Source organism: Streptomyces sp. NPDC015032, assembly GCF_043080425.1.
Classification (GTDB): domain Bacteria; phylum Actinomycetota; class Actinomycetes; order Streptomycetales; family Streptomycetaceae; genus Streptomyces.
Genome location: NZ_JBIBVN010000003.1, coordinates 159,373 through 185,005, shown reverse-complemented (window position 1 = coordinate 185,005; position 25,633 = coordinate 159,373). Strand labels below are relative to the sequence as shown.

Genomic DNA, 25,633 nt, shown 5'->3' with positions numbered 1-25,633 from the left:
CCGCGCTCCGCCCTCGAACGCCGGACGGGCCCGATTCCGTACCGCTCGGGCCCGTCCGGCCCCCTCACACCGCGTCGGCCAGCAGCAGCGAGTGGATCCGGTCGGGCGCGCCGGGCCGGGCGTAGTACCACCCCTGCGCCGTATCGCACCCCAATTCCCTCAGCTGTTCCGCCTGGGCCCCGGTCTCCACGCCCTCCACCGTGACCGCGAGGTCCAGACTGTGCGCCAGCGAGACGATGCCCTCGACGATCTTCAGATCGACCGGGTCCACCGGGTGGTGCTGCATGCCCTGTGTGAAGGAACGGTCCAGCTTGAGCACGCTCACCGGAAGCCGGCGCAGGTTCGCCAGGTTCGAGTACCCGGTGCCGAAGTCGTCGAGTGCTATGTCGACGCCCATGTCGGCCAGTTGCCGCAGCGGCTTGAGCAGATCGTCGTCCGCGCCGATGAGGGCGGACTCCGTGACCTCCAGACACAGCGCCCCGGCTTCGAGGCCCGACCTCTCCAGCACGTCGACCGTCTCGGCGACCAGCCGTGGATGGTGCAGCTGGGTGGGTGAGAGGTTGACATTGATCCGCAGCGGACCGCCGTCGCTGTGCCGCTCCTGCCAGAAGTTGGCCTGCCGCACGGACTCCTCCAGCACCCAGCGGCCGAGCGGCACGATCAGCCCGGTGTGCTCGGCGAGCGGGATGAACCGGTCGGGACCGAGCACCCCGTGCTGCGGGTGACACCAGCGCACCAGCGCCTCCGCGCCGTGCACCGTGCCGTCGCCGAGGTGCACGAGGGGCTGGTACTCGATGAAGAACTCACCGCGTTCCAGAGCGGCCGGCAGGGCCGTGGTCAGCCCGTGCCGGGTAATGGCACGGGCGTCCGCCTCGGCGTCGGCGAGCTCGAAGCGGTTGCCGCCCGCCGACTTGGCCCGGTACATGGTGATGTCGGCGCTGCGCAGCACCTCGGCGGCGCTCCGCTCGCCGGCCGGTCCCTCGACGATCCCGATGGATCCGCGTACGGTCAGCTCCCGGCCGTCCAGCCGGATCGGCGTTCCGAGCACACCGAGGATGCGGCAGGCCAGCTCGTCCACCTCCTTCTGGGTGTCGGGGCCGGTGGTCAGGGCCACGAACTCGTCGCCGCCGAGCCGCGCGACCATCTCGCCGGGCGCGGTCGCGCAGCTCTGCAGCCGGTCGGCCACCTCGACGAGCAGCCGGTCCCCCGACGCGTGGCCGAGGCTGTCGTTGATCGCCTTGAAGCCGTCGAGGTCGAGGTAGCACAGGCCGAAGCGGCTGCCGTCATCGGCGGAGAGCGCCTTCTCCAGCCGTTCGAAGAACAGCGTCCGGTTGGGCAGACCGGTGAGCGCGTCATGGGTGGCCTCGTACCGCAGCCGCAGGTTGAGCAGTCTGCGCTCCGTCGTGTCCTCGAACAGCGCAAGCTGATACTCCGGCCGCCCCTCGGAGTCGCGCAGCAGGGACACCGTCAGGTTGGTCCACAGCACCGTGCCGTCGTTGCGGTAGTACGCCTTCTCGACCCGGTAGTGCTCGCGTTCGCCGCGTACCAGCTCGTTGTAGTACTTCCACACCTGCGGCGAGTCCTCCGGGTGGACCCACTCGTTGATCCGGTGGCTGCGCACATGGTGTTCGAGCCCGCCGAACATCCGGGTGAGGGTGTCGTTGACCTCCAGCACGTTGCCGTCCAGGTCGGCGATCCCGATGCCGATGGCCGCGTCCTTGAAGACGGCGCGGAAGCGTGCCTCGGTGGCATGCAGTGTCTGCTCGGCGTCCGAGCGGGCGGTGAGCGCCGAGCGGGCGATGGCCTCCTGCTCCGCGAGGGTCCGCTCGCGCAGGGCCTGAGTGAACCCGCCGGCGAGGGCGTGCTGTATCCGGGCACAGCGGGCCCTGCTGTCCTCGGTCGACAGCGTCGTGGCACCGTTGCCGCCGCAATAGAGCACGAGGTACGAGTCGACGACGCCGAGCGTGCTGCTGAGCGCGTCGGGATCCATGCAGTGCGCGGCGACGAGGGCGGCACCCACCTCGCTCGCGGGCGCCGCGTCGAAGGGCCGCGCGTGCAGGATCTCGCTGAGCCCGCGGGCCAGCGGCAGCAGATGCTGTTCGAACTCCGTGCGCGTCATGGAGGTGGCCGTCGAGGGGAAGGTGGCCCGGCTCCAGATCGTGGCGAATCTCCGGAGCCGGTCCTCGGGACCGTCGGGCTCCGTGTCGGGCCCTTCGGATGACTGGGCGGGGATGCTCACGCCTTGCGTCCCACTCCTGCGAAGCCCGAGAAGGCGAATGGGTCCTCCTGCTCCGGCGCCAGGGGGGTGTCGGGGCGCCAATTCGGCATCGACACGAGTCCGGGCTCGACCATCTCGTACCCCTCGAAGAACCGGGCGACCTCTGCGCGCGACCGCATGACCAGCGGGTTGCGGATGTCCTGGTAGACGCCGACCGCGCCGCCGGCCTCCTCCTGGGAAAGCGGAATCCCCTCGTACGAGGCGTGGGTGATGACGACGAGGCTGCCGGGGGCGAGAGCCTCGCGCAGTTCGGCGACCGCGGTCTGCGGGTCGTCGGCGTCCTCGATGAAGTGGAGTACGGCGACGAGCAGCAGGGCCACCGGACGGTCCAGGTCGAGCAGTCCGGAGATCTCCGGACTCTTCACGATTTCCTGCGGGCGACGGAGATCAGCGGCGGCGACCACCGCCCGCTCATTTCCTTCGAGGACGGCGCGGCTGTGCGCGACCGCGACGGGGTCGTGATCGACATAAGCGACCCGGGCCTCGGCGTCGGCCGTCTGTGCGACTTCGTGCACATTACCGAAAGTCGGTATTCCGGAACCGATGTCCAGAAACTGGGTGATGCCCTCGCTCACCGCATGGCGCACGGCTCTGCGCATAAAGGCGCGATTCGCCTGCATGATCTTGGGGAGCCCCGGCATGAACTCCATGGCCTTGCGAGCCGCTTCCCGGTCCACCTCGAAATTATGCGATCCGCCCAGATAGAAGTCGTACATGCGAGACACGCTCGGCACCGAAATATCTATGCCTCGCGGTGCCCAGGCGGGACGCTCCATCGATGTCTCCAACAAGTCGCCACGGCGATCCGGCCATGTTCATGGTCAGTGTTGACCAGAGGCTACTGATCGTGCGCCAGGAGAGCGAGCGGAAACGGAAATTACCCGTCCGTTATTGGTCACACACCAGTGGCATGTGCAACCGCCCCGTCGCTGCGTGTGACCTCAGGCGACGAAACAGCCCCGGATAGACACTCCCGCGTTACTTGGGGCACCCACCAGTTCGACGCCCGGGGGCAGCACGTACCATGTGGCCCCGATGGTACGGCCGTTGACGCCTCCGGGCTTCACATCGCCGGAGAAGATCCGGAAGGAGTCCGGAGAAGACCCCCCAAAAGGTATGGACCTGCCATCAGTCAATGGCTTGTCACTTGGGTTTCCTCGGGCCGGCCGAAAGCGTCAAAGCCCTGGGCGACGACGCCTTTGACACCATTCCCTGCCGATGAGGCAACAGCCACCCGGTGCGGACGCGCGCCAAGTGCCGCCCGCATCCCATGCATTGGCATACGCACAGCAGCCAGAGACACAGCGGTACGCCGACGGACCCACAATGGCGAGTTGCCGGGCCGTCGAAGCGACAGGTCGTGAAACCCCTTGCGGATCCCGTCAGTTGTGGCGCGGGAATTTCTCCGAGCCGCAAACACCCGGCGCTCCAGGTCCCCACCATCAGGCGAATCCGGTCCGTCCCGGGCGTGCCCCGCGAGCGGCCGGAACATGCTCCCCGTCGTGTACGGATCACTCATAGGACGGTTCACGACAGCCGTCGCACTCCTCTGGCTGCTGTCCGCCCCGGCCCCTGCCGCGGCGGACAGCTGCGCGTACGCCTCCATCGGTGAGGGCGGCGGGAATTCGGCGGTCGCCGTGTCGGGCAGCGGCCACTGTCATACGGGCCCGTCGCCCGAGCCGACTCCACGCCCCGCACCGCCACCCCCGCCCCACCCTTCTCCTGCCCCTCCTCCGCCACCACCACCTCCGCCCCCACCTTCCCCTGCCCCTCCTCCGCCACCACCACCTCCGCCTCCCGCGCCCCCGCGGCCGGAACCGCCACCCGCGCCACCGCCCCCATCTCCCCCGCCCCCGTCCTCCCCCTCACCGTCCGCACGCCCCACGCCTCCCACGCCCCTGCCCGTGGCGCTGCCCACCTACCGCAAGCCGCCGCGCAAGGTCCCGCGGCGTGGCACCTCCCTGGTCACCCTCACCCTGCTGATCACGGCGCCCGCGGTGTTCGCCGTCGCCGTACTGCGCCCCCGCTCCCGATGACCTCCGGAGAAACCCATGTCGGAATGGCTTGTTCTCGCCCTCGCGATGACCGCGGTCAGCGCTGTCGTGCTGACCACCGCCGTACTCAACAACCGCCGGATCGGAGAGGACGACGACCCGTCCGAGACCCCCGACGTCATCGAGTACATGACGATGATGATCGGCGTGGTCTACGCGATCGTGCTGGGTCTCGCCATCGCGGGCGTCTGGGAGGGCCGCAGCGCCGCCCAGGAGTACGTACGCCAGGAGGCCCAGGCACTGCACGAGGTGAGCGTCCGCTCCGCCGTCTACCCGGCCGAGGTGCGCAAGCGCATCCGCGCCGATGTCGACGCCTACGCGCGCTACGTCGTCCACGACGAGTGGCGGTCGATGACCGAGCACGGCTCGCTCGACGACGAGGGGACCCGGCTGCTGGCCCGGGTACGCACCGATGTCACCGACTATCGGCCGAAGAACAGCCACGAAGGGCAGGCATATCAGCCACTGGTCGATGAGGTCGCCGCGGTTGACGACGCGCGCAGCGCGCGCGGTCAGAGTGCCGGCGCGACCATGCCGGGCGTGGTCTGGTTCGGCCTGATCACCGGGGCGCTGGTGACCGTCGGGCTGATCTTCGCGCTGCAGATCCGCAGAACCTTCCGCGAACTGCTGCTGGCCGGGCTCTTCAGCGTCCTGATCGCCTTTCTGCTCTTTCTCATCTGGGATTTCGACTCCCCCTTCGGCCGTGGCATGTCGGCCACCGCCGCACCGTTCCTCGACCTGTTCCCCGGCGCAGCGGGCGGATAGCGGGCCGGCGCGGCACGAACGGTGCGCCGCCCGGGGGAACCCGGTGCCCCGGGCGGCGCACTCCGATCGCCGACAAAAAGGTCGACTTCTAGCGTGTGGCCCGTCGAGGTGCATTTCTGACCTTAATGCGGAAAACCGTTCCGCAACTGCTCCTCGGGGAATGGGAGGATTCACCCATGCGTGCCATAGGCGCCGCACCCGTCGCCCTGCTCGGCGCCGCCGTTCTCGCCCTGACCGCTCCGGCCGCGACCGCATCGGCCGAGACGTCGGGAGGCGCGTCCTCCGCGACCGGATACACCGTCACTCCGTCGGTGATCGCGCCGGGAAGCCAGGTCACCCTGGCCGCCCGGGGGTGCTCCACAACCGCAACGGCCGGCTCCGGAGTATTCGACACGGTCACCATCCCCAGGGGCGGCACCGCCGCGGCCACGGTCGACCGGGCCGCGGGATCCGGCGCCGCCCATGAGGTGACATTCATCTGCAACACATCGCCCGGCGCCACGGCGAAGGCCGGTCTCACGGTCGGCACGCCCTCCGCCGCCCCACCACGAGCGCCCCGGTCGCTCCGGCCGGTGCGCGGGGCGGACTCGGCGGCGGCATGGGCCGGATGAACACCGCGGAGGTCGCCGCCGGAACCGCACTGGCGGTGGTCACGGCCACCGGCATCATCTACGTGGTGCGCCTGCGCAAAGAGAGCCGCCCGCACTGAGAGCAGGACAGTGCGGCCCGATACGCCCGTCGCCCCGGGTCCTGTAGCAGGACTCGGGGCGACGGGCGTACGGGCCTGTGCCCCCCGTTCACCCTTGCCCCGGCCCGTGTCCGGCAGGCAGCCGCCGGAGCAGTCGTCCCGGACCCGACCGTCCGGCCACCTCCGGCTGTACCGCGGACCCTGAGTACCGGCCGCGCGCTCACCGCCGCCGCGGCACCGTGATCCGGTAGCCCGCGTCGAGCAGCTCGGGCAGATACCGCCGCAGGGCTGACACGCTCTGCGAACCGTTGCCTCCCGCATCGCGCGACAGCACCACGACGCCGGGCGCCGCCCCCTGCCGGACCCTGCGGACGATCGTCCCGGCACCCGGTTCGGTCCAGTCCAGCGTGTCGAGCGTCCAGGCGATCGGCTCCATGCCCAGTTGGGCGCAGATCTCGAAGGAGTTCCGGTTCCAGGATCCGTAGGGCGCCCGGTACCAGAACGGCGGATTGCCGGTGATCTTTTCGATCACCTCGCTGGTGCTGCCCAGCTCGTCACGGACACCGGCCCGGGAGAGCCTGGTGACCAGGGGATGTGTCCAGGAGTGGTTGCCGATCGTGTGACCGTCCTCGGCGATCGCCCGCACCAGGTCCCGGTTGCCGTCGGCCTTCTCTCCGCAGATGAAGAACATCGCGCGGACGTCGTGCTTGCGCAGTGTGGCGAGGATGTGGGGCGTGCACAGCGGGTCGGGTCCGTCGTCGAAGGTGAGCACCATGGCGTGCCCGACCTCGGGCAGTTTCTCGAAGGGCCTGGTGCGGACGGGTGGTGCCGCGGGCCGGAAGCGGGGCGGGGAGCCCTCGGTCATGGGCTGGAGCCGGTGGGAGGAGTGCAGCTCCTGATGGACGGCCGGGGAGCCGGCAGCGCCCTCCGGGAGCTCTGCGGCGGGCCGGAACGGTTCCGAGGCCGGATCCGCGGCGATCACGCGTACGGCACCGGCCGTGCCGAGTCCGGCGGCCAGTCGCAGCAGCGCTCTGCGCCCCGGCAGCCTCTGGTCATTTTTCATGACCAACTGCTCGCACGTCGACAGGCCCGATCCGGTCAACGACACCTGCCGCGGGAGCTTTTGCACCCCATGGAGGGACCGTGTCCGTGGCAACCGGCAGCTCTGTTCCGGGCCGTACCGCGGCCCGGGACGGAGCGCGCGCCGGCAGCGGATAGCCTCACTGCCGTGACAGACCAGCACCCCCACCAGTTCGAACGTGGCACAGACGGTCCGAAAGTGATCGTCTCCGGCCTCGACGGCTCCGATTCCTCCATGCGTGCCGCCGCGTACGCGGCGGGACTCGCCCGCCGGCAGGGGGCCATGCTCGCCCTCGTCTACGTCCAGCCCGTGCTGCCCGCGGGGGGCGCGCTCGGCGCCCCCGTCGCCGATACGACCGGCGAGGTGGCGGAGGGGCTGGTGAGCGAGATCCGGCAGGCGACGGAGCGGATGAAGGACATATGGGATGTCCGCTGGGAGTTCCACACCTTCCGCGGTGACCCCTACAACGGACTCGTGACGGTGGCGGACAAGCTGAAGGCCGACGCCGTCGTGGTGGGAGCGTCGGAGTCCGCCGGGCACCGGTTCATCGGTTCGGTGGCGATCCGGCTGGTGAAGGCGGGCCGCTGGCCCGTCACGGTGGTCCCGTAACCGTCGCGCAATCCTCACCTCCGCCCGACGGCACGCCGTCTTCCGCACCGGCCCCGCCTGGGCCATCATGAGCGCCCGTCAGGGACGGCCGTCAGCAAAGAGGTGACTCATGGCCAGGCTCCGAGTGGGCGAGGGTGTACTGCGCCGCAAGCCCATCGAGCAGATCGACGAGAAAGGCCCGGCGGGGGACGTCACCACCCAGCTCACCAGAACGCTCGGGTTGTGGCAGCTCACGGCGATCGGCGTGGGCGGGATCATCGGCGCGGGCATCTTCACCCTCGCGGGCACGGTGGCGAACGGCACCGCCGGGCCCGCGGTGCTCGTCTCCTTCCTGATCGCGGGTGTGGCGAGCGCGGCGGCAGCCTTCAGTTACGCCGAGTTCGCCGGCCTGATTCCGAAGGCCGGTTCCGCCTACACCTACGGATACGCGGTGCTCGGCGAGCTGGTGGGCTGGTTCATCGGCTGGGACCTGCTGCTGGAGTACACCGCGATCGTCGCCGTGGTCGCGATCGGCATCTCCGGCTACTTCAGCTTCCTGCTCGGGGAGATGGGGCTGGACGTGCCGAAGTGGATGCTGGGCGCGCCCGGTACCGGGGACGGCCATCGGGTGGACCTGTTCGCCGCGCTGCTCTGCCTGCTCGTGGCGTATCTGCTGACCCTCGGCATCAAGAACGCGGCCCGCTTCGAAACGGCCGTGGTCGTCCTGAAGGTCCTGGTCGTTCTGCTGGTCATCGGCGTCGGCGTGTTCCACATCAACACCGCCAACTACAACCCCTTCTTCCCGTTCGGGGTGAGCGGTGCCTTCACTGGTGCGGCCACCGTGTTCTTCGCGGTGTTCGGGTACGACGCCATGTCGACGGCGGCCGAGGAGTCCAAGGACGCCCAGCGGCACATGCCGAAGGCGATCCTGTACTCCCTCGGCATCTCCATGGTGCTCTATGTGGCGGCCTGTCTCGTGCTGACGGGGATGCAGAGCTACCAGGACATCGACCCCGAGTCCGGATTCTCCACGGCCTTCAAGTCGGTGGGGCTCAGCCGGCTCGCCGATGTGATCGCGGTGGGCGCGATCATCGGCATCCTCACCGTGATGTTCACCTTCATGCTCGGCGTGACCAGGGTGTGGTTCTCGATGAGCCGCGACGGGCTGCTGCCGAAGTGGTTCGCCAAGACCCACCCGACCCGCCATGTGCCGACCCGGGTGACCTGGATCGTCGGCGCGGCATCGGCCGTGATCGCCGGGTTCCTCCCGATCGGCGAGGCCGCCGAGCTGACGAACATCGGCATTCTGCTGGCGTTCGTGGTGGTGTGCATCGCGGTGATCGTGCTGCGCTACAAGCAGCCCGGTCTGCCGCGTACGTTCCGCACTCCCGGCATGCCGTTCGTGCCGGCTCTGGGTGTGGTGTTCTCCCTCTGGCTGATCACTTTCCTGCAGTGGCAGACATGGGTGCGGTTCGTGGTGTGGTTCCTGGTCGGACTCGTGATCTATTTCGGCTACTCGTACCGGAAGTCGGAGATGGCGAGGACACCGGAATCGGGTACCGGGACGGGAACCGGCTGACCCGCTGCCCGTACGGGCACCGCACCATCCGCTGCCCACCCCCGTACGGGCGCCCTCCCCGGCAACCGCCCGACCGTTCACCGCACCATTCGCCGCTCCGTGCGACCGCTCGTCGCACGGAGCGGCTCCCCGCCTGTTCCCCGGCGCCCCGATGCGTTCGGATACGGCAGTCGGCAGCGAAGCGGCACGGGCCTCGGCGGAGAAGGGCGTTCACGATGACCACGACGACCGATGAGCGGACCCTCGCGGATCTCCAGCGCGAGCACGGCCCCGCCCTCTTCCATTTCCTGCTCGGGCTGACCTTCGGCGACCGGCAGCGGGCCGAGGATCTCCTCCAGGAGACGCTGGTGCGGGCCTGGCAGCATCCGGAGGCCTTCGACGCCCCGTACGAGTCGATGCGGCCCTGGCTCTTCACCGTCGCGCGGCGTCTCGCGATCGATGCGCGCCGGTCGCGGCAGGCCCGGCCGGCCGAGGTCAGCGATGTCGTGCTGGAGACCGCCGCGGGCGAGGAGGACACCGCCGAGGTCACGGTCTCGGCCCTCGACGTGCGCGATGCGATACGCGCCCTCAGTCCGGAGCACCGTGCGGTCCTCGTCCAGATGTATTTCCGCGGGCTGAGCGTGGTCGAGACGGCTCGGGCGCTCGGTATTCCGGCGGGCACGGTCAAGTCCCGGTCCTACTACGCGCTGCGTCGGCTCTCCCGCAGCCTGCCGGGCTACTCCAGCAGGTCCTCCTCGCCCAGCGGAGCGAGCAGCGAAACGGCCTCCGCGACTTCCACGTAGTCGGCGGCGCACCGGTCGCAGCACAGCAGGTGGCGGGAGACCGCGCGGGCCTCGCCGGACGTGAGCGCATCGAGAACATAGGCGCCGAGCAACTGCCGCACGTGTGGGCCCTCCCCGGGATCGGCGGTCATCGCATCCTCACGTCGTCGACGGATCCGGTCGTGACGGATCCTGTGCTTCTGGCCACGCGGAGCGCGCTCCCCCGGTTCAACGCTCCGTGAAGCCCGGTGCCGAGAAGGGGAAGGGGCGAGACGGGATGTGCCCGAGAGGTCAGGACGGAACCAGTGGGAGCGGGCTGCCGGCCCCGATGGCCTGGATGTACGCCGGCCTGGCAGCTGGGGCTGCCACTGGGGCATCTGGCGGTCCATCTCCACTGATCACCCCTGCCGTCGGGTCAGGAACCGTGCACCCCCGCACGGTACTTCGGCAGCCGTACCGTGATCTTCATCCCGGCGCCGATACCGGTCTCGATGACGAGTCCGTAGTCGTCCCCGTACACCTGGCGCAGCCGTTCGTCGACGTTCAGCAGTCCGATTCCGGTGGAGCGGCCGCCCTCGCCGCGCAGGATGTGACGCAGACGTTCCGGGTCCATTCCGGTGCCGTCGTCCTCGATGACGACCTCGGCCTCGGAGCCGGCGTCGAGTGCGCTGATGGTGATGCGGCTGTGGGTGACGGCCCCTTCGAGGCCGTGCTTGACGGCGTTCTCGACGAGGGGCTGGAGACAGAGGAACGGCAGGGCGACGGGCAGCACCTCGGGGGCGACCTGGAGGGTGACGGCGAGCCGTTCGCCGAAGCGGGCCCGTACCAGTGCCAGGTACTGGTCGATGGAGTGGAGTTCGTCGGCGAGGGTGGTGAAGTCGCCGTGGCTCCGGAACGAGTAGCGGGTGAAGTCGGCGAATTCCAGCAGGAGTTCGCGAGCCTGCTCGGGGTCGGTACGGACGAAGGAGGCGATGGCGGCGAGCGAGTTGAAGATGAAGTGCGGGGAGATCTGGGCCCGCAGCGCTCTGATCTCGGCCTCGATGAGCTGTGTGCGGGAGCGGTCGAGTTCGGCGAGTTCCAGCTGTACACAGACCCAGCGCGCCACCTCTCCGGCCGCTCTCGCCAGCACGGCCGATTCGCGCGGGGCGTAGGCGACGAGGGTGCCGAGGACCCGGTGGTCGACGGTGAGGGGCACGGCCACGGCCCAGCGCAGCGGACAGTCGAGGTCGTCGCAGTCGCTGGAGAAGGCGGTGTCGCGGCCGCTGGCGAGGAGGCCCCGCACCTGGTCCATGACGTGCCGGCCGTGGTGTTCGCCCATGCCGTCCCAGACGAGCACCCGGTCACGGTCGGTGAGGCAGAGGGCGTCGGTACCGAGCAGGGAGCGGAGTCCGCGGGCGGATTTACGGGCGCTCTCCTCGGTGAGTCCGGCGCGCAGCGGGGGCGCCGCGAGCGAGGCCGTGTGCAGCGTCTCGAAGGTGGCGTGCTCGACGGGGGTGCCGACGTCGCTGGTGCGGACCGGGCGGGCGGTGCGGCGGCCGAGCAGGAGGCCCACGCCGAACAGCAGGAGGCCGAGCAGGACGAGTACGGCGTATCCGGCCCCGGTCATCGGTGTCTCCCGGAGGTCAGCGCTTCCGGCAGGTGGAAGCGGGTCATGGCGGCGTTCGTACCGGGAGGTATCCGGCCGGGCGTGGCGAGGGACACCAGGACCATGGCGAGAAAGCCGACCGGCACCGACCACACGGCAGGCCAGGCGAGCAGCGCGTGCGGCCAGCCGGGCGGTCGTACCGCGCCGCTGACGGTGATGGCGACGGACAGGAACGCGGAACCGCCGCCGAGCAGCAGTCCGGCGATCGCACCGGGCGGGGTGAGCCGCCGCCACCAGATACCGAGGACCAGCAGCGGGCAGAAGGAGGACGCGGAGACGGCGAACGCCATCCCCACCGAGTCGGCCACCGGCACCCGGCTGACCACCAGTGAACCGGCCAGCGGCACGCACATGGCGAGTACGGTGGCGAGCCGGAAGTGCCGTACCCCGCGCGACGGGAGCACGTCCTGGGTGATGACCCCGGCGACGGCCATCGTGAGGCCGGAGGCGGTCGACAGGAACGCGGCGAAGGCGCCGCCGGCGATGAGCGCACCGAGCAGATCCCCGCCGAGTCCGCCGACGACCCGGCCGGGCAGCAGCAGCACGGCGGCGTCCGCTTCCCCGCCGTGCACGAGTTCCGGGGCGTACAGCCTGCCCAGCGCGCCGTAGACCGGCGGCAGCAGATAGAACACCCCGACGAGGGCGAGGACGGCGACCGTCGTGCGGCGGGCGTCGCGGCCGTTGGGGCTGGTGTAGAAGCGGACGACGACATGGGGCAGGCCCATGGTGCCGAGGAACGTCGCGACGATCAGTCCGTAGGTGGCGTACAGCGGATGGTCGGCGCGGAAGACGGAGAGCTGATCGTCGAAGGTGACGCGGGGCTGTCCGTCGCCCTGCCAGGCGAGCACCAGGAAGACCGCGGGGACGAGGAGTGCGGTCAGTTTCAGCCAGTACTGGAAGACCTGCACAAAGGTGATGGACCGCATGCCGCCCGCGGCGACAGCGATCACGACGACGGCCGCCACGAGCACATCGCCCAGCCGGCCGGGTGCCCCGGTGAGAATCTTGAGCGTCAGCCCTGCGCCCTGGAGCTGCGGTACGAGGTAGAGCCAGCCCGCCGCGACGACGAACACGCTCACCAGCCTGCGCACCTGCCGCGATTCCAGCCGCCCCTCGGCGAAGTCGGGCAGGGTGTACGCCCCCGAGCGGCGCAGCGGTGCGGCGACGAAGACCAGCAGCACCAGATAGCCCGCGGTGTATCCGACCGGGTACCAGAGCATGTCCGGGCCGTGCACGAGGACCAGGCCGGCGATGCCGAGGAAGGAGGCGGCGGAGAGGTATTCGCCGCTGATCGCCGCGGCGTTGAGCCGGGGCCGTACGGTGCGCGAGGCGACGTAGAAGTCGGAGGTGGTGCGGGAGATGCGCAGCCCGAAGCCACCGACGAGGACGGTCGCGACAACGACGACGGCGACGGCCGCCACCGCGTACGTACGGCTCACGGTGCGGGGCGGCCTTCCACGAGCCGGGCGAAGTCGCGTTCGTTGCGCTCGGCTCTTCGCACGTACCACCAGGCGGCCAGGGTCAGTGGCGGATAGGCGGCGAACCCGAGGACCGCCCAGACGAGCGCGGCGCTGTGCAGGGCCTCGAAGACCAGCGGCAGCGTGCCGACGACCACGGCGAGGACGGTGAACGCGGTGAGTCCGGCCCGCAACTGACTGCGCATCAGTGACCGGACGTACGCATCGCCCAGTGCGGTCTGCTCGTCGATCTCCGACTGGGTGCGGTAGCGCGGCAGCGGGCGCACCCGCCGGGGCTCCCCCGTCACCACTTCACGCCGGGGCGTTGGCTCTGCGGACATGGGCCCGGAGTGTACGCAGCACCGGACCGCCCTGGGAAGAGGTTTCGAGCGCGGGTAGTCCCTGGTCAGCGGCCGGTCCGGCGCATCAGCAGATCGCGCAGCGCGCGGGCGTGGCGACGGCTCACGGCGAGCTCCGCGGCGCCGATGCACACGCTCATGCTGCCCGCGTCGAGGCGGAGTTCGTCGATCCGGCCCAGAGCGACGAGATGGCGCCGGTGGATGCGTACGAAACCGCGCGAGCGCCAGCGTTCCTCCAGGGTGGTCAGGGGGACCCGGACGAGGTGGCTGCCGGTGGCGGTGTGCAGCCGGGCGTAGTCGCCCTGGGCCTCGGCGTAGGCGATGTCGTCGATCGGGATGAACCGGATCACCCCGCCGAGTTCCACCGGTATCTGGTCGTTCGCGGTGTCGACTACGGGTGCGGAGCGGTCGCCGACCTGTTCGGCGACCCGGCGGACCGCTTCGGCGAGGCGTTCGCGACGGACCGGCTTGAGGACGTAGTCCACGGCTTTGAGGTCGAAGGCGTGGACGGCGAAGCCCTCGTGCGCGGTGACGAAGACGATGAGCGGGGGTGCGGCGAACCCGGCCAGCAGCTGGGCGACGTCGAGGCCGGTGAGGCCCGCCATGTGGATGTCGAGGAAGACGACGTCGATGGCCGACGGGTCGCCGGGGCCCGCCTCGACCGCGCTGCCGATGCGGCGCAGTGCCTCGGTGGCCCCGGTGGCGCCCTCGGCACTTCGGATGCGGGGATCGGCGCGCAGGAGGTAGAGGAGCTCCTCCAGGGCGGGTTCTTCGTCGTCGACGGCGAGTACGCGCAGCATGGGCCGGAGTTTAAGGTCTGCCGGGGGTGACGGGCGGCGGATCGCGCGGTCGGTGACCGCGGCACTCGCGGCGGGCGGCGCCCGCCGGGGCTCGTCCGCCGCCGGTGAGGACGGTACGCAGCGCCAGGGGCCCCTTGCCGGGGCGCGGCGGCGCGGCCGGGAAGCTTGTTGTTGCCGGATGCGTCGGCGGGACGCCTGTCAGAGGCCGTACACACGCTCGGCGGTGGCGGCGAGGACGCGGTGCCGCTCGTCCTCGGTGAGGGTCTCGGTCAGGGTGCGTGCCGTGTCGACGACCTCCGCGTATGTCGCGGCGAGCCGGCACACCGGCCAGTCCGAGCCGAACATCAGCCGGCCGGGCCCGAAGGCGTCCAGGACGGTGTCGGCGTACGGACGCAGATCGTTCACCGTCCAGGACCGCACGTCGGCCTCGGTGACCAGGCCGGAGAGCTTGCACACGGTGTTGGGGCGGGCGGCGAGGGCCCGGAGGTCGTCGGCCCAGGGGTGCAGTTCACCGGAGGCGACGGGTGGTTTGCCGGCGTGGTCGAGTACGAAGGTCAGCCCGGGCAGCAGGGCGGCGGCCTCGGCGGTGGCGGGCAGCTGGTGGGCCCGGACGACGAGGTCGTAGACGAGCCCGGCGTCGGCGACGGCGCGCAGTCCGCGCAGGACGTCGGGGCGCAGCAGCCATGCCGGGTCGGGTTCGCCCTGGACCTGGTGACGGATGCCGACGAGCCGGTCGCCGCCCGGGAGTTCACGCAGCGCCGAGAGGGTGTCGCCGATGTCCGGCGCTGTCAGGTCGCACCAGCCGACGACGCCTGCGACGAGATCGCTGTCGTGGGCGAGGGCCAGGAATTCGGGGGTTTCGGCGGGGACGGCGATGGTCTGGACGAGGACGGTGGCGCGGACCCCCGCGGCGCGTGCCTCGGGCTCCAGGTCGGCGAGGGTGAAGGTGCGCCGGAGCGGGGCGAGTTCGTCGCCGGTGATCCAGTCCTGGTCGCGTACCGACAGGTCCCACACATGGTGGTGGGCGTCGACGATCCATTGACGGCCGTTCATGTCACAGCTCCCAGGCGACCGGGAGACCGGCTTCGGCACCGTTCGACGAGTAGTCGTGCGCGACGTCGAGGAGCTCGGCCATCCTGGCCTGCCAGGCGACGTTGACCGGGAGTTTCTCCAGTTCGGCGAGGAGTCCGGCGTAGTCCTCGCAGTCGATGACGTGGAAGAGGTCGGTGCCGCTGCGCCAGATCGTCCAGGAGGTGGCGCCCGCCGCGCGGATCGCGGTGGTGAGCTCTTCGGGGACTTCGCGGTGCGCGGCCTCGTACGCGTCGATGCGGTCGGCGCGGACCTTGGTGTGCAGGGCGATTCTCATGTCAGTGTCCGTCCTCGGTCAGCAGGCCCTCGGCGCGCAGTTCGTCCCAGAGTTCGTCCGGGACCTCGCGGCGCAACAGGGCGGCGGCATCGCGCACCTCGTCCGGGGAGCGGGTGCCGACGAGCACTCCGGCGACGGCCGGGTGTGCGAGCGGGTAGTGGAGGGCGGCGGCCCGGAGCGGGACGCCGTGCCCCTCGGTGACGGCCTTGATCCGCAGCGCCCGGTCCAGGAGGGCCGGCGGCGCGGCGGTGTAGTCGTACGTGGCACCGGGGCGCGGGTCGGCGAGCAGTCCGGAGTTGAAGACGCCGCCGACGACGACGCTGCGGCCGCGGGCGGCCGCCTCGGGCAGCAGTTCGGCGAGGGCGGACTGGTCGAGGAGGGTGTAGCGGCCCGCGCAGAGCACCACGTCGATGTCGGTGTCGCGCAGGAAGCGGGCGAGCATCGCGGTCTGGTTCATACCGGCACCGATGGCACCGATGACCCCCTGTGCGCGCAGCTTCTCCAGTTCCGGGTAGGCGTCGCGGAACGCGGCCTCCGCATGGTCGTCCGGATCATGCAGATAGGCGATGTCGATGCGGTCGAGACCCAGCCGTCGCAGGCTGTCCTCGATGCTGCGGCGTACGCCGTCGGCGCTGAAGTCCCAGCGGCGGCGGTGGGTGGCCGGTACGGCGAAGCCCTCGGAGAGGCCGTCGGACAGGTGCTCGGCGGCGGGGGCTGTGCCGGCGGGCAGCGGGTCCAGCACCCGTCCCACCTTGGTGGACAGGACGTACGTGTCGCGGGGCCGGCCGCGCAGGGCCTCGCCCAGCCGCCGTTCGGAGAGACCGAGTCCGTAGTGCGGCGCGGTGTCGAAGTAGCGGATGCCCTCGTCCCAGGCGGCGTCCACGGCGGCCGCCGCCTGGGCGGGGTCGACCGCGCTGAAGAGATTGCCGATGGCGGCCGCTCCGAAGGACAGCTCGGTGATCTCGACCGCGCTGCTTCCCAGTCTGCTGCGCCGCATGCTTCCGCCGCCCTCCCTGGTGATCACTTCTTGCACACAGCGAATATTCATCGGATCACTTGGGCGCGTCAACACCTCGGCCACCAAGATCTCCGGCAACTTTCCGGAGATCTGTCCGATCTATGGCCGATCGGGGCGCGGACCGTTCAACAGGTCGGCAGCAGTGCGAGCAGTTGCGCCACCTCGTCATCGGCACAGCTCGCCAGCCGCTCCAGATCGGGCAGCGCCTTGCCGTCGGCCACCAGCCCGACCTGGACCCGGCCGCCGTACGCGGACAGGGCGATGGCCAGGGACTGACCGCGGGCCAGCGGCGCCATCGGGTAGACGGCGCGCAGCGGGCAGCCGCCGAGCGAGAGCGCCGAGCGCGGCAGGGGCACGCTGGTGACCAGGACGTCGAAGAGCATCCTGGCCGCGTTCCCGGCGAGGGGCGCGCCGAAGCGGTGGGCCAGCGAGGGCAGTTGATCGGCGAGTACGGCTACCGCCCCGGCACCCCGGAAGGGCCCTCGGGACTTGTTGCGGTCCATGGCCGTGCGGACGGTGCGGAGCCGGTTCCAGGCATCGGGTTCGGAGACGGGGAGTTCGAGCAGGTAGGCGGAGAGCTTGTTCCCGGTCGCGGCGGCCTGACCCGGTCTGCGGCGGGAGACCGGCACCAGCGCGCGCGGGTCCTCGGCCGGCAGCGATTCTCCGCGCTCCAGCATCCAGCGGCGGAGCGCCCCGGCGACGACCGCGAGCAGGACGTCGTTGGTCGTGCCCCCGGCGACGCGGCGGATCCGCTGGATCTCCCCGAGATCCAGGTCCGCGGTGGCCAGCCGCCGGGTGCCGCTGGAGCTCGCGGTGAGCGCGGGCGCGCCGCGCAGATCGAGGCGGCTGGCCCGCACCATGGAGGCACCGACGCCGAATGCCCGCCCGAGATCCTCGATCCGGTCCCGCGCGAGCCCGGCGACCTGCCGCGGGCCCGGCATCCAGGAGCGGGGCGGGACCGCGCGCGCCCGGCGGGCGGGCGTGCCGTTCCGGGCGCGTCCGGTGGCGGAGGCGATCTCGTCGAAGATCCCGGCACCGATGGCGACCGCGCGCATTCCGTCGGCGAGAGCGTGGTGGAGCTTGACGAGTACGGCGAAGGCGCCGTCGCCGGCGCCGCCGATCACGTACATCTGCCAGGGCGGCAGCCCCCGTTCGAGGGGTCGCTCCATCAGTTCCCCCGCAAGCCGGGTGGCACCCGCCATGAATCCGCCGCCCCCGTCGCACGGCTCCGCCCCGGTCGGCCGCACCCATGCGATGTGCCGCCGTACATCGAAGTCCTTGTCAGCGAACCAGGCCGCGCCGCCGACCGGCAGCAGTACGTCCCTGACCCTCATCCGCAACCGTGGAATCGCGGCCGCGCGGCTGCCCAGCAGTTCCAGCACGGCCTCCGGGCCGACGCGGTGCGCCGGGTCGGGCACCGGGGAGAACACGGCGAGCGCACCGAGGTGCATGGGATGGGCATCGGATTCGAGGTGCCAGAAGGCCAGGTCGAGGGGGGTCAGCAGCTCAGTGCCCAACGGATCCTCAAGTCATCGGAAGACAGAACTGACGGAGTCGCAGTCAATCGCTCGCGGTCGGTTACGGTCAAGCACAGACATGTTACTTTCTGTTACTGTCGGGTAGTACTCAACACCTGACGGGCCGCACCGGCATCTCGTCATTCGCGTTCGGGGATGACGAATTCGCACCACACGCACTTGCCGCTGCCCCGCGACTCCACGCCCCAGAGGTCCGCCAGCCGGTCGACCAGCATCAGCCCCCGCCCGGAGACCCCGGCCTCCCCCGCGTCCCGCCGCCGGGGCAGCACACTGGAGCGGTCCTCGACATCGACCCGCAGACGCCGCTCGGGCCCGGCGAGCACCCGGATCGTGACGATCGCTCCGCCGTCGGTGTGCATCAGCGCATTGGTGATCAGCTCGTCGGCCGCCAGCTCGACCTCGTCGGCCCGCGTCCCGGCGCCCCAGGCCCGTACCGCCGCCCGGATCATGTGCCGCGCGGAACTCAGCGCCTCGGGATCCCCCTGTGCGACATGCTGCTGGAGCCTGCCGCCCGGCTGGGGTGCGTGAGCAATGTTGCGGCCCAGCAGCAGGACCGCCACGTCATCCTGTCCGCCGCGCTCGTCGACCTCTTCGCAGAGCCGGTCGGCCAGCTTCTGGAGGTCCCGCGGGCCGTTGCGCACCATGGACGTCAGCAGCTGGATCCCCTCGTCGAGATCCGCGCCGGGCAGCTCCACCAGCCCGTCGGTGAACAGCACCAGCGTCTGCCCGGGGTCCAGCTCGATCGTGCCGACCAGGTACTCCAGCCGCCCGAACTCGGCGGAGAGCCCCAGCGGCAGCCCGCCCTCGGTGAACAGCCTGCGGCAGCCGCCGTCGGCCTCGCGCATCAGTGGATCGACATGACCGGCCCGGACCAGCTGCACCACTCCGGTCGTCAGGTCGACCTCCGCATAGGTGCAGGTGGCGAAGCGGTCGGTGTCCAGCTCGTGGAGGAAGACGGAGGCGCGGGCCATCACCGTGGCGGGACTGTGCCCCTCGGCCGCGTACGCCCGCAGCACGATGCGCAGCTGCCCCATGACGGCAGCGGCGTGCGTGTCATGCCCCTGCACGTCCCCGATGACGACCCCGACCCGGCCGCCGGGCAGCGGGATGACGTCGTACCAGTCGCCCCCGATGTCCCGGCCCAGCCGGGCCGACCGGTACCGGACGGCGACCTGGGCCCCCGGCACGTCCGGAATCCGGCGCGGCAGCATGGCCTGCTGGAGACCCTCGGCGAGATCGTGCTCCTGCTCGTACAGCATGGCCCGCTGAAGACTCTGGGCGATGGAACTGCCGAGTGCGACGAGCAGATTGCGCTCGTCGCCGGTGAAGCCGTCCTTGTCGCTGTAGAGCAGCCCGAGCGCACCTATGGGCCGGGCCTGGGCGATCAGCGGCAGATACGCGGCGGACGTGATCCCGAGATGGCTGATGTGCGGCCAGAGAATCGGGTACGAGGCGGCGAAATCCGTGGCGGACTCGATGAAGCGGGGCGCGAGCGTGCGCACCACCTCACTCATCGGGTACGGCTCGTCCGTCCGCGTGTAGCGGGTGCCGGGGACGAACGAGCCCTCCGGCCCGTCCGCGACCAGATGGATGCGCCCGGCCTCGATCAGACCCACGACCAGGCTGGTCGCACCGAGATGTGCCAGACCCTGGGAGTTCTTCAGCACCTCGATGACGTCCCCGACGGTCCGGGCGTGGGCGAGTGCGGCCGCGGTGCCCTCCACCAGGCTGGTACGGCGCCGCCGCTCCATGTCCAGTTCCCGGCGGGCCGTCGAGTCGGCCAGCTCCTGGGTGGCGTCGCGCACGATCCCGATGATGCGATGGGGGCGGCCGCTCCCGTCGCGCTGAATGAAGCCCTGGGTATGAGTCCAGCGCAGGGTGCCGTCGCGCCTCAGGATCCTGAAGTACGCGCCATAGTTGCGCTGCCCGCCCTTGAGCGCCTGCGCGACCATGGCATCGAGCCGGACGCCCTCGTCCGGCGGCACCCGCGGCGCGATCGACTCCGGCCGGTCGTCGTACTCCTCGGCCCGCAGGTCGAGCACCTCGAGCGCGGCCCGGTCCATGTGCATCAGGCCGCTGTCGAGGTCCCAGTCGAAGCTGCCCATACGGTTCAGGGCGAGACTGAGATCCGGGTGGGCGGGCCAGCCGTCCGGGAGTGACAGGGCACCCGCTACCCGATCATCCATGTGGGTCACTCTGCCATCATTTGTCCGATTCTTCGAGCGAACCCGGCGCCGCCGGGAGACTCCGGTACCCCGCGTTCGGGGACGCCCCACAACCGGTGCGGGGCGCCGGACGGGGCCGCTCCGGGGCTCCCGGAGGGCCGCCCGCCGGAAGGACGCAGGTCAACAGCGGTTACCGTGTAGCACGGTAAGCCCATCCTTACCTCTACCCTGCGCCGCATACCCTGCGCCGCACTGTCCGCGTCAGCCCGTTCTAAGGACCTGCAACTCCATGACCCGCCCCGTCCGCGTCGCCATAGTCGGAGCCGGCCCCGCCGGAATCTACGCTGCGGACGCGCTGCTGAAATCCGAGGCCGCACAGGACCCGGGTGTTTCGATCGACCTGTTCGAACGAATGCCCGCCCCCTTTGGCCTGATCCGTTACGGCGTGGCTCCCGACCACCCGCGGATCAAGGGCATCGTCCAGGCGCTGCACCAGGTGCTCGACAAGCCGCAGCTCCGACTGTTCGGCAATGTCGACTACCCCGCCGACATCGGCCTGGACGACCTGCGGTCCTTCTACGACGCGGTGATCTTCTCCACCGGCGCCGACGCGGACCGCGCGCTCGACATCCCCGGCAGCGGCCTGGACGGCTCCCACGGTGCCGCCGACTTCGTCTCCTGGTACGACGGACACCCGGATGTGGCACGCAGCTGGCCCCTGGAGGCGGAGAAGGTCGCCGTACTCGGAGTGGGCAACGTGGCCCTGGACGTGGCGCGCATACTCGCCAAGACGGCCGACGAACTGCTGCCGACCGAGATACCCGCAAACGTCTACGAGGGCCTGAAGGCCAACCAGGCCCTGGAGGTGCACGTCTTCGGGCGCCGCGGTCCCGCGCAGGCCAAGTTCAGCCCGATGGAGCTGCGCGAGCTGGACCACTCGCCGAACATCGAGGTCATCGTCAACCCCGAGGACATCGAGTACGACGAGGGTTCGATCGAGACCCGGCGCGGCAACAAGCAGGCCAACATGGTCGCCTCCACGCTGGAGAACTGGGCCATCCGCGACGTGGGCGACCGGCCGCACAAGCTGTTCCTGCACTTCTTCGAGTCCCCGGCGGAGATCCTCGGCGAGGACGGCCGGGTCGTCGGTCTGCGCACCGAGCGGACCGAGCTGGACGGCACCGGGAACGTCAAGGGCACCGGACGCTTCACCGACTGGGACGTCCAGAGCGTCTACCGGGCGGTCGGCTACTACTCGCAGGAGCTCCCGAAGCTCCCGTTCGACGTGGCCTCCGGCACCGTCCCGCACGCCGCGGGGCGCGTCGTCGACGGCGTGGAGCCCATGCCGTCGGTGTACGTCACGGGGTGGATCAAGCGCGGCCCGATCGGCCTGATCGGCCACACCAAGGGCGACGCCAACGAGACGGTCGCCTGCCTCCTGGCGGACCACGGAGCGGGCCGGCTCCCCGCACCGGAGCGGCCCGAGCCGGAGGCCGTCACCGCCTTCCTGGAGGAGCGCGGCATCCGCTACACCACCCGCGACGGCTGGTACCGCCTGGACGCGCACGAGCGGGCGCTGGGCGCCGAGCAGGGGCGCGAACGGATCAAGGTCGTGGAGCGCGACGCCATGCTGGACGCTTCCGAGCCCCGCGCCTGACCGTACGGACAGTTCCGTACCGGACCGTTCCGGACCGATGAGCCGGCCCGCCGCCGCGGCGGCGGGCCGCCGGGCCCCTCCTTCGGGTGGCTCCGCCCGCCCCGGCGGAGCCGCCCGGCTCACGATTCGTTCAACGGCCCTGCAACGCCTTCACGCGGCGCCATGTAGCCGCCTCCGGCTCCCGGCTGGGCCGGAAGCCCACCCCCCGAGCATGAATGTCATGATCCTGACAATCATTACACGGCACCACGAAACCGCCAGGCCGCGAACGTCCGCAGGCCACGATGCGCCCAACGCGGATTGATCCAGACCTTTCACCAATGGGTCCGACTCAAAGGCGGACACCGATCCCCCGGGGTCGATTATGGACGAATGACGACTTAGCTTAGGCTTACCTAAACTTCCGCTCCTCTGTGGAATCCAACCGCTCCGACCGCCTACGCATGAGGAACACCCATGTCCCGGTTCACCCGCGTGCGTCGCCGGACGCTCGCCGCAACTGCCACCGCCGCAGCCCTTGTTCTCGTCCTCGGTGGTTGTTCGTCGAGCGACGACGACAAGGAGACCTCCGGCGCCTCCGGGAAGAACGGCGGAGCGTTCCCCGTCTCGATCAGGAGTGCCCTCGGCACGGCGGAGATCGAGGAGCAGCCCGAACGGGTCGTCACTCTCGGCCAGGGATCGGCCGAGACGGCCATCGCACTCGGCCACACCCCGGTGGGCATCGAGAAGTACGAGTGGGGAAGCGACAAGACGGGCTATCTGCCCTGGATCCACGACGCGGTGAAGAAGTCCGGCGACACACTGCCGACCCTGTTCACGGGCGGTGAGGACATCGACTTCGAGGCCATCACCGAACTGGAGCCGGACGTCATCCTCGCGCCGTGGTCCGGGATCACGCAGAAGGACTACGACATCCTCAAGGACATCGCCCCCACCGTCGCCTATCCCGACCTGCCGTGGAGCACCGACTGGGACCAGCAGATCGAGATCATCGCCAAGGCGCTGGGCCGGCCGGACCAGGCGAAGACCCTCACCTCGAAGATCGAGAAGCAGCTGGCCGATGCCGCGGCGACCCGCCCGGAGTACAAGAAGCACACGTTCTCGTACATCTACAACACCGGCCCCGGCACCCTCGGTGTGTTCAAGCCCGATGAGCAGCGCGTCAAGATGGTCTCCTCGCTGGGACTGACGGTCGACCCGGTGGTGAACACCTTCAAGGAGACCAAGGGCACCGACTCGGCGCTCATCGGTCTGGAGAACGCCGAGAAGTTGCAGAACAGCGACCTGGTCTTCACCTTCTACATGGACGACAAGGCCCGCAAGGAGATCGAGGCACAGCCGCTGTACGCGGCGATCCCCGCGGTCAAGAGCGGCGCCGTGGTCGCCGGCCAGGACAACTCCTTCGTCACCGCCTCCTCGATCATCAACCCGCTCACCGTGCCGTGGGTGATCGACCGTTACCTGCCGTTGATCGACAAGGCCGTCAAGGCCGCCGGCAACAGCTGAGACCGGCCGCCACCACACATGGCCACCACCACATACGCACCGCCGAGCGGTGCCGGCACCTCACGGACCGGCACCGCTCGACGGGTGTATTCCGCCGTCATCGCCGTCGTCGTTCTCGTGCTCGCCGTGCTCGCGAGCGTCATGTTCGGCAGCCGGACCACCTCGTTCGGCGAGGTACTGGACGTCCTGTCCGGCACCGCGGATCCGAATGTCACCGCCATCGTCGAGAGCCGGTACCCGCGGACCGCGCTCGGTGTGCTCGCCGGTCTCTGCCTGGCCGTCGCGGGCACGCTCATGCAGGGCGTGACCCGCAATCCGCTGGCCGATCCCGGTCTCCTCGGGATCAACGCGGGCGCCTCCGCGAGCATCGTCGCCGCGACGGCCTTCCTGGGGGCGTCGGGCAGTACGGAGACCATGTGGTGGGCGCTGCCCGGTGCGCTGGTCGCCGGTCTGCTCGTCCATGCGGTCGGATCGGCGGGGTCGGGCGGCGGGCTGGTGCGGCTGGTGCTCGCCGGTGCGGTGCTCTCCGCCGTACTGATGGCGTTCATCCAGGCGGTGACCCTGAGCCGGCCGAAGGTCTTCGACAGCTACCGGTACTGGGTCGTCGGGGCGCTGGGCGGCCGGGACATCGATGTCTTCTGGTCGGTCCTGCCGTTCGCGGTGGCCGGTCTGATGCTGGCCGCGGTGCTCGGTCCCGGCCTCAACGCGCTCGCCCTCGGGGACTCGACGGCGGCGGCCCTGGGGGCCCGTCCGCCGCTGGTGCGGGCGGGCGGGCTGTTCTCGGCCACGTTGCTGAGCGCCGCGGCCACTGCCGCGGTCGGCCCGATCGCCTTCGTCGGACTGGCCGTTCCGCATGTGGTGCGGGCGCTGGTCGGGGTCGACTTCCGGATGCAGATCCTCTTCTCGGCGCTGACCGGCCCGGCGCTGCTGCTCCTGGCGGATGTCGTGGGGCGGGTGGTGATGCGCCCGCAGGAGCTGATGGTCGGTGTCGTGACCGCGTTCATCGGGGCGCCCGCGCTGCTCGTCGCCGTACGCAGGATGAGGGGCAACGCATGACATCGCATCAGGCCAGTACCCGAACCGCGTCGCCCAGGGGGTTCCTGACGATCGGACGGACCGTGGCGGTGCCGGTCCGGCGGGTGTCGGCGCTGGCGACCCTCGTGCTGTTCGTGCTGCTCCTGACAGCCGCGGTCGCCACGCTGTCGCTCGGGCGGCTGGGCATTCCGCTCGGCGATCTCGCCGAAGCGGTGACGGGCGGGGCGGAGGGGAAGAACGCGTTCGTCCTGGAACGGCTGCGCGGGCCGCGTCTGACGGTCGCCGTGGGCACCGGCGGGGCGCTCGGGCTCTCCGGGGCGCTGTTCCAGTCCGTCACCCGCAATCCACTCGGCAGCCCCGATGTGATCGGGCTGGGGGCCGGCGCGGGGGCGGGTGCCGCGATCGCCGCGCTGCTGTTCCCGGACACCGTGCCGGTCGGGCTCGGCGCGCTGCTCGGGGCCCTCCTCGCCATGGCGCTGGTCTACGTGTCGACCGGCACCGGATTCCGCAACCCCGCCCGGCTCGTCATCGCCGGGGTCGGTGTGGCGGCGATCGGCTCGGCGGTCACCCAGTACGTCGTCTACGCCATGGAACGCGACCGGGCCGCCGTACTCAGCGCCTACGTCAACGGCAGCCTGTCGGCGCGGTCCTGGGACGACGCCACCACGATCTGGTGCGTGCTGCTGGTCGTGGCTCCGCTCACCGCCCTGATCGCCAGGCGGCTGGACATCGGGGAGATGGGCGACGACATCGCGGGCGCGCTCGGGTCCGGGCCCCGCGCCACGAAGACAGTCGCCGTCGTCCTCGCGATCGTGCTCTCGGCGGGCGCCGTCGGTGTCGCCGGACCCATCGCATTCATCTCGCTGACGGCCCCGCAGATCGCCAAGCGCATCACCCGGGCCTCCGGCCCGCACCTGCTGCTGTCGACGCTGACCGGCGCGCTGCTGCTGGTACTCGCGGATCTCTGCGCCCAGCAACTGCCGCTCTTCGACAACCTGCCCGTCGGCATCTACACGATGGCCATCGGAGGCGCGTACCTCGGCCGGCTGCTGGTACGGGAATGGCGCCGGGGCGTCCTGTGAGGTCTTCGGGGGCCGGCACCCGTCGCTGAAGCAGTTGCGAGGCGCCATGGTCGCGCCCCCGCAGACGTCCGGTTCGTCGTCCTCTCCGGCCGTCGGATCCGGGCCACCCGCCCGCAGCGCGTACACGAACCGGACACGGAAGCCGAAGTGGCAGTCGTGGCCGATGTCGCCGGCCTGCTCGTGTCCCCTCTCCACGGCGTCTCTTGAACGT

The 25,633-nt window shown here is 70.5% G+C and carries 22 protein-coding genes and 1 pseudogene; 10 read left to right on the top strand and 13 right to left on the bottom strand.

The features are described from left to right. Positions 1 to 64 precede the first annotated feature (64 nt). Together ACF08M_RS06605 and ACF08M_RS06600 are read right to left on the bottom strand one after the other, a co-directional pair. Positions 65 to 2,239 carry a putative bifunctional diguanylate cyclase/phosphodiesterase gene (locus tag ACF08M_RS06605; protein ID WP_392184133.1) on the bottom strand — a complete coding sequence of 725 codons (2,175 nt, stop codon included), beginning with the start codon at positions 2,237 to 2,239 and terminating at the stop codon, positions 65 to 67. Further along, positions 2,236 to 3,054 (bottom strand): SAM-dependent methyltransferase, encoded by an 819-nt coding sequence (locus tag ACF08M_RS06600; RefSeq protein ID WP_392184132.1) that lies wholly within the window; start codon positions 3,052 to 3,054, stop codon positions 2,236 to 2,238. Before ACF08M_RS06600 ends, ACF08M_RS06605 begins: the two co-directional genes overlap by 4 nt. Before the next feature lie 1,128 nt (positions 3,055 to 4,182). Here ACF08M_RS06600 and ACF08M_RS06595 point away from each other — a divergent pair. The 3 genes and pseudogenes from ACF08M_RS06595 to ACF08M_RS06585 all read left to right on the top strand — a co-directional run bounded on the left by ACF08M_RS06595 (position 4,183) and on the right by ACF08M_RS06585 (position 5,806). Then, the gene (locus ACF08M_RS06595; protein ID WP_351827172.1) at positions 4,183 to 4,314 is read left to right on the top strand and encodes a hypothetical protein; all 132 of its coding nucleotides are present in this window, start codon (positions 4,183 to 4,185) and stop codon (positions 4,312 to 4,314) included. A 15-nt stretch (positions 4,315 to 4,329) separates the two neighbouring features. After that, a complete protein-coding gene (locus ACF08M_RS06590; RefSeq protein WP_392184131.1) occupies positions 4,330 to 5,097 on the top strand; it encodes a hypothetical protein in 768 nt (255 codons plus the stop codon). Between the two features lie 176 nt (positions 5,098 to 5,273). Next, a pseudogene (locus ACF08M_RS06585) lies at positions 5,274 to 5,806 on the top strand (hypothetical protein). Between the two features lie 199 nt (positions 5,807 to 6,005). Here ACF08M_RS06585 and ACF08M_RS06580 read toward each other — a convergent pair. After that, a complete protein-coding gene (locus tag ACF08M_RS06580; RefSeq protein WP_392184130.1) occupies positions 6,006 to 6,848 on the bottom strand; it encodes a polysaccharide deacetylase family protein in 843 nt (280 codons plus the stop codon). A gap of 165 nt (positions 6,849 to 7,013) precedes the next feature. On the opposite strand from ACF08M_RS06580, the gene ACF08M_RS06575 reads away from it, so the two are divergent. The 3 genes from ACF08M_RS06575 to ACF08M_RS06565 all read left to right on the top strand — a co-directional run bounded on the left by ACF08M_RS06575 (position 7,014) and on the right by ACF08M_RS06565 (position 9,815). After that, complete coding sequence (locus ACF08M_RS06575; protein WP_392184129.1) at positions 7,014 to 7,475, top strand: universal stress protein; 462 nt, start codon at positions 7,014 to 7,016, stop codon at positions 7,473 to 7,475. Positions 7,476 to 7,584: 109 nt separating this feature from the next. Next, positions 7,585 to 9,033: an amino acid permease gene (locus tag ACF08M_RS06570; protein WP_392184128.1), complete on the top strand. Its 1,449-nt coding sequence runs from the start codon at positions 7,585 to 7,587 to the stop codon at positions 9,031 to 9,033. Between the two features lie 215 nt (positions 9,034 to 9,248). Continuing rightward, positions 9,249 to 9,815, top strand: a complete 567-nt coding sequence (locus tag ACF08M_RS06565) for a sigma-70 family RNA polymerase sigma factor (RefSeq protein ID WP_392184127.1) — start codon at positions 9,249 to 9,251, stop codon at positions 9,813 to 9,815. Here the strand turns inward: ACF08M_RS06565 and ACF08M_RS06560 are convergent. The 10 genes from ACF08M_RS06560 to ACF08M_RS06515 form a co-directional block, all read right to left on the bottom strand. After that, on the bottom strand, positions 9,749 to 9,946 hold the full coding sequence (locus ACF08M_RS06560) for a zf-HC2 domain-containing protein (RefSeq protein WP_392184126.1): 198 nt from the start codon (positions 9,944 to 9,946) through the stop codon (positions 9,749 to 9,751). The genes ACF08M_RS06565 and ACF08M_RS06560 overlap by 67 nt on opposite strands. Before the next feature lie 263 nt (positions 9,947 to 10,209). Next, complete coding sequence (locus ACF08M_RS06555; RefSeq protein ID WP_392184125.1) at positions 10,210 to 11,400, bottom strand: sensor histidine kinase; 1,191 nt, start codon at positions 11,398 to 11,400, stop codon at positions 10,210 to 10,212. After that, a complete protein-coding gene (locus tag ACF08M_RS06550; protein ID WP_392184124.1) occupies positions 11,397 to 12,878 on the bottom strand; it encodes a cation acetate symporter in 1,482 nt (493 codons plus the stop codon). The genes ACF08M_RS06555 and ACF08M_RS06550 overlap by 4 nt, the downstream gene beginning before the upstream one ends. Next, entirely contained in the window at positions 12,875 to 13,237 is a 363-nt protein-coding gene (locus ACF08M_RS06545; RefSeq protein WP_392184123.1) for a hypothetical protein, read from the bottom strand. Before ACF08M_RS06545 ends, ACF08M_RS06550 begins: the two co-directional genes overlap by 4 nt. Before the next feature lie 65 nt (positions 13,238 to 13,302). Continuing rightward, a complete protein-coding gene (locus ACF08M_RS06540) occupies positions 13,303 to 14,055 on the bottom strand; it encodes a LytR/AlgR family response regulator transcription factor (protein ID WP_392184122.1) in 753 nt (250 codons plus the stop codon). 198 nt (positions 14,056 to 14,253) lie between these two features. Continuing rightward, positions 14,254 to 15,108, bottom strand: coding sequence for an amidohydrolase family protein (locus ACF08M_RS06535; RefSeq protein WP_392184121.1), 855 nt, complete (start codon positions 15,106 to 15,108; stop codon positions 14,254 to 14,256). Position 15,109: 1 nt separating this feature from the next. Beyond that, positions 15,110 to 15,421 carry an L-rhamnose mutarotase gene (locus tag ACF08M_RS06530; protein ID WP_392184120.1) on the bottom strand — a complete coding sequence of 104 codons (312 nt, stop codon included), beginning with the start codon at positions 15,419 to 15,421 and terminating at the stop codon, positions 15,110 to 15,112. Position 15,422: 1 nt separating this feature from the next. Beyond that, positions 15,423 to 16,418, bottom strand: coding sequence for an aldo/keto reductase (locus ACF08M_RS06525; RefSeq protein ID WP_392184119.1), 996 nt, complete (start codon positions 16,416 to 16,418; stop codon positions 15,423 to 15,425). A gap of 146 nt (positions 16,419 to 16,564) precedes the next feature. Beyond that, positions 16,565 to 17,956: a wax ester/triacylglycerol synthase family O-acyltransferase gene (locus ACF08M_RS06520; protein ID WP_392184118.1), complete on the bottom strand. Its 1,392-nt coding sequence runs from the start codon at positions 17,954 to 17,956 to the stop codon at positions 16,565 to 16,567. A 140-nt stretch (positions 17,957 to 18,096) separates the two neighbouring features. Beyond that, positions 18,097 to 20,163, bottom strand: coding sequence for a SpoIIE family protein phosphatase (locus ACF08M_RS06515; protein WP_392184117.1), 2,067 nt, complete (start codon positions 20,161 to 20,163; stop codon positions 18,097 to 18,099). A gap of 268 nt (positions 20,164 to 20,431) precedes the next feature. On the opposite strand from ACF08M_RS06515, the gene ACF08M_RS06510 reads away from it, so the two are divergent. From ACF08M_RS06510 to ACF08M_RS06495, 4 genes are all read left to right on the top strand, one after another. Continuing rightward, positions 20,432 to 21,799: an FAD-dependent oxidoreductase gene (locus tag ACF08M_RS06510; protein WP_392184116.1), complete on the top strand. Its 1,368-nt coding sequence runs from the start codon at positions 20,432 to 20,434 to the stop codon at positions 21,797 to 21,799. A 456-nt stretch (positions 21,800 to 22,255) separates the two neighbouring features. Continuing rightward, positions 22,256 to 23,305 (top strand): iron-siderophore ABC transporter substrate-binding protein, encoded by a 1,050-nt coding sequence (locus ACF08M_RS06505; protein ID WP_392184115.1) that lies wholly within the window; start codon positions 22,256 to 22,258, stop codon positions 23,303 to 23,305. Positions 23,306 to 23,323: 18 nt separating this feature from the next. Further along, positions 23,324 to 24,361, top strand: a complete 1,038-nt coding sequence (locus ACF08M_RS06500; protein WP_392184114.1) for a FecCD family ABC transporter permease — start codon at positions 23,324 to 23,326, stop codon at positions 24,359 to 24,361. Further along, complete coding sequence (locus tag ACF08M_RS06495) at positions 24,358 to 25,422, top strand: FecCD family ABC transporter permease (RefSeq protein WP_392184113.1); 1,065 nt, start codon at positions 24,358 to 24,360, stop codon at positions 25,420 to 25,422. Before ACF08M_RS06500 ends, ACF08M_RS06495 begins: the two co-directional genes overlap by 4 nt. Positions 25,423 to 25,633: the final 211 nt, after the last annotated feature.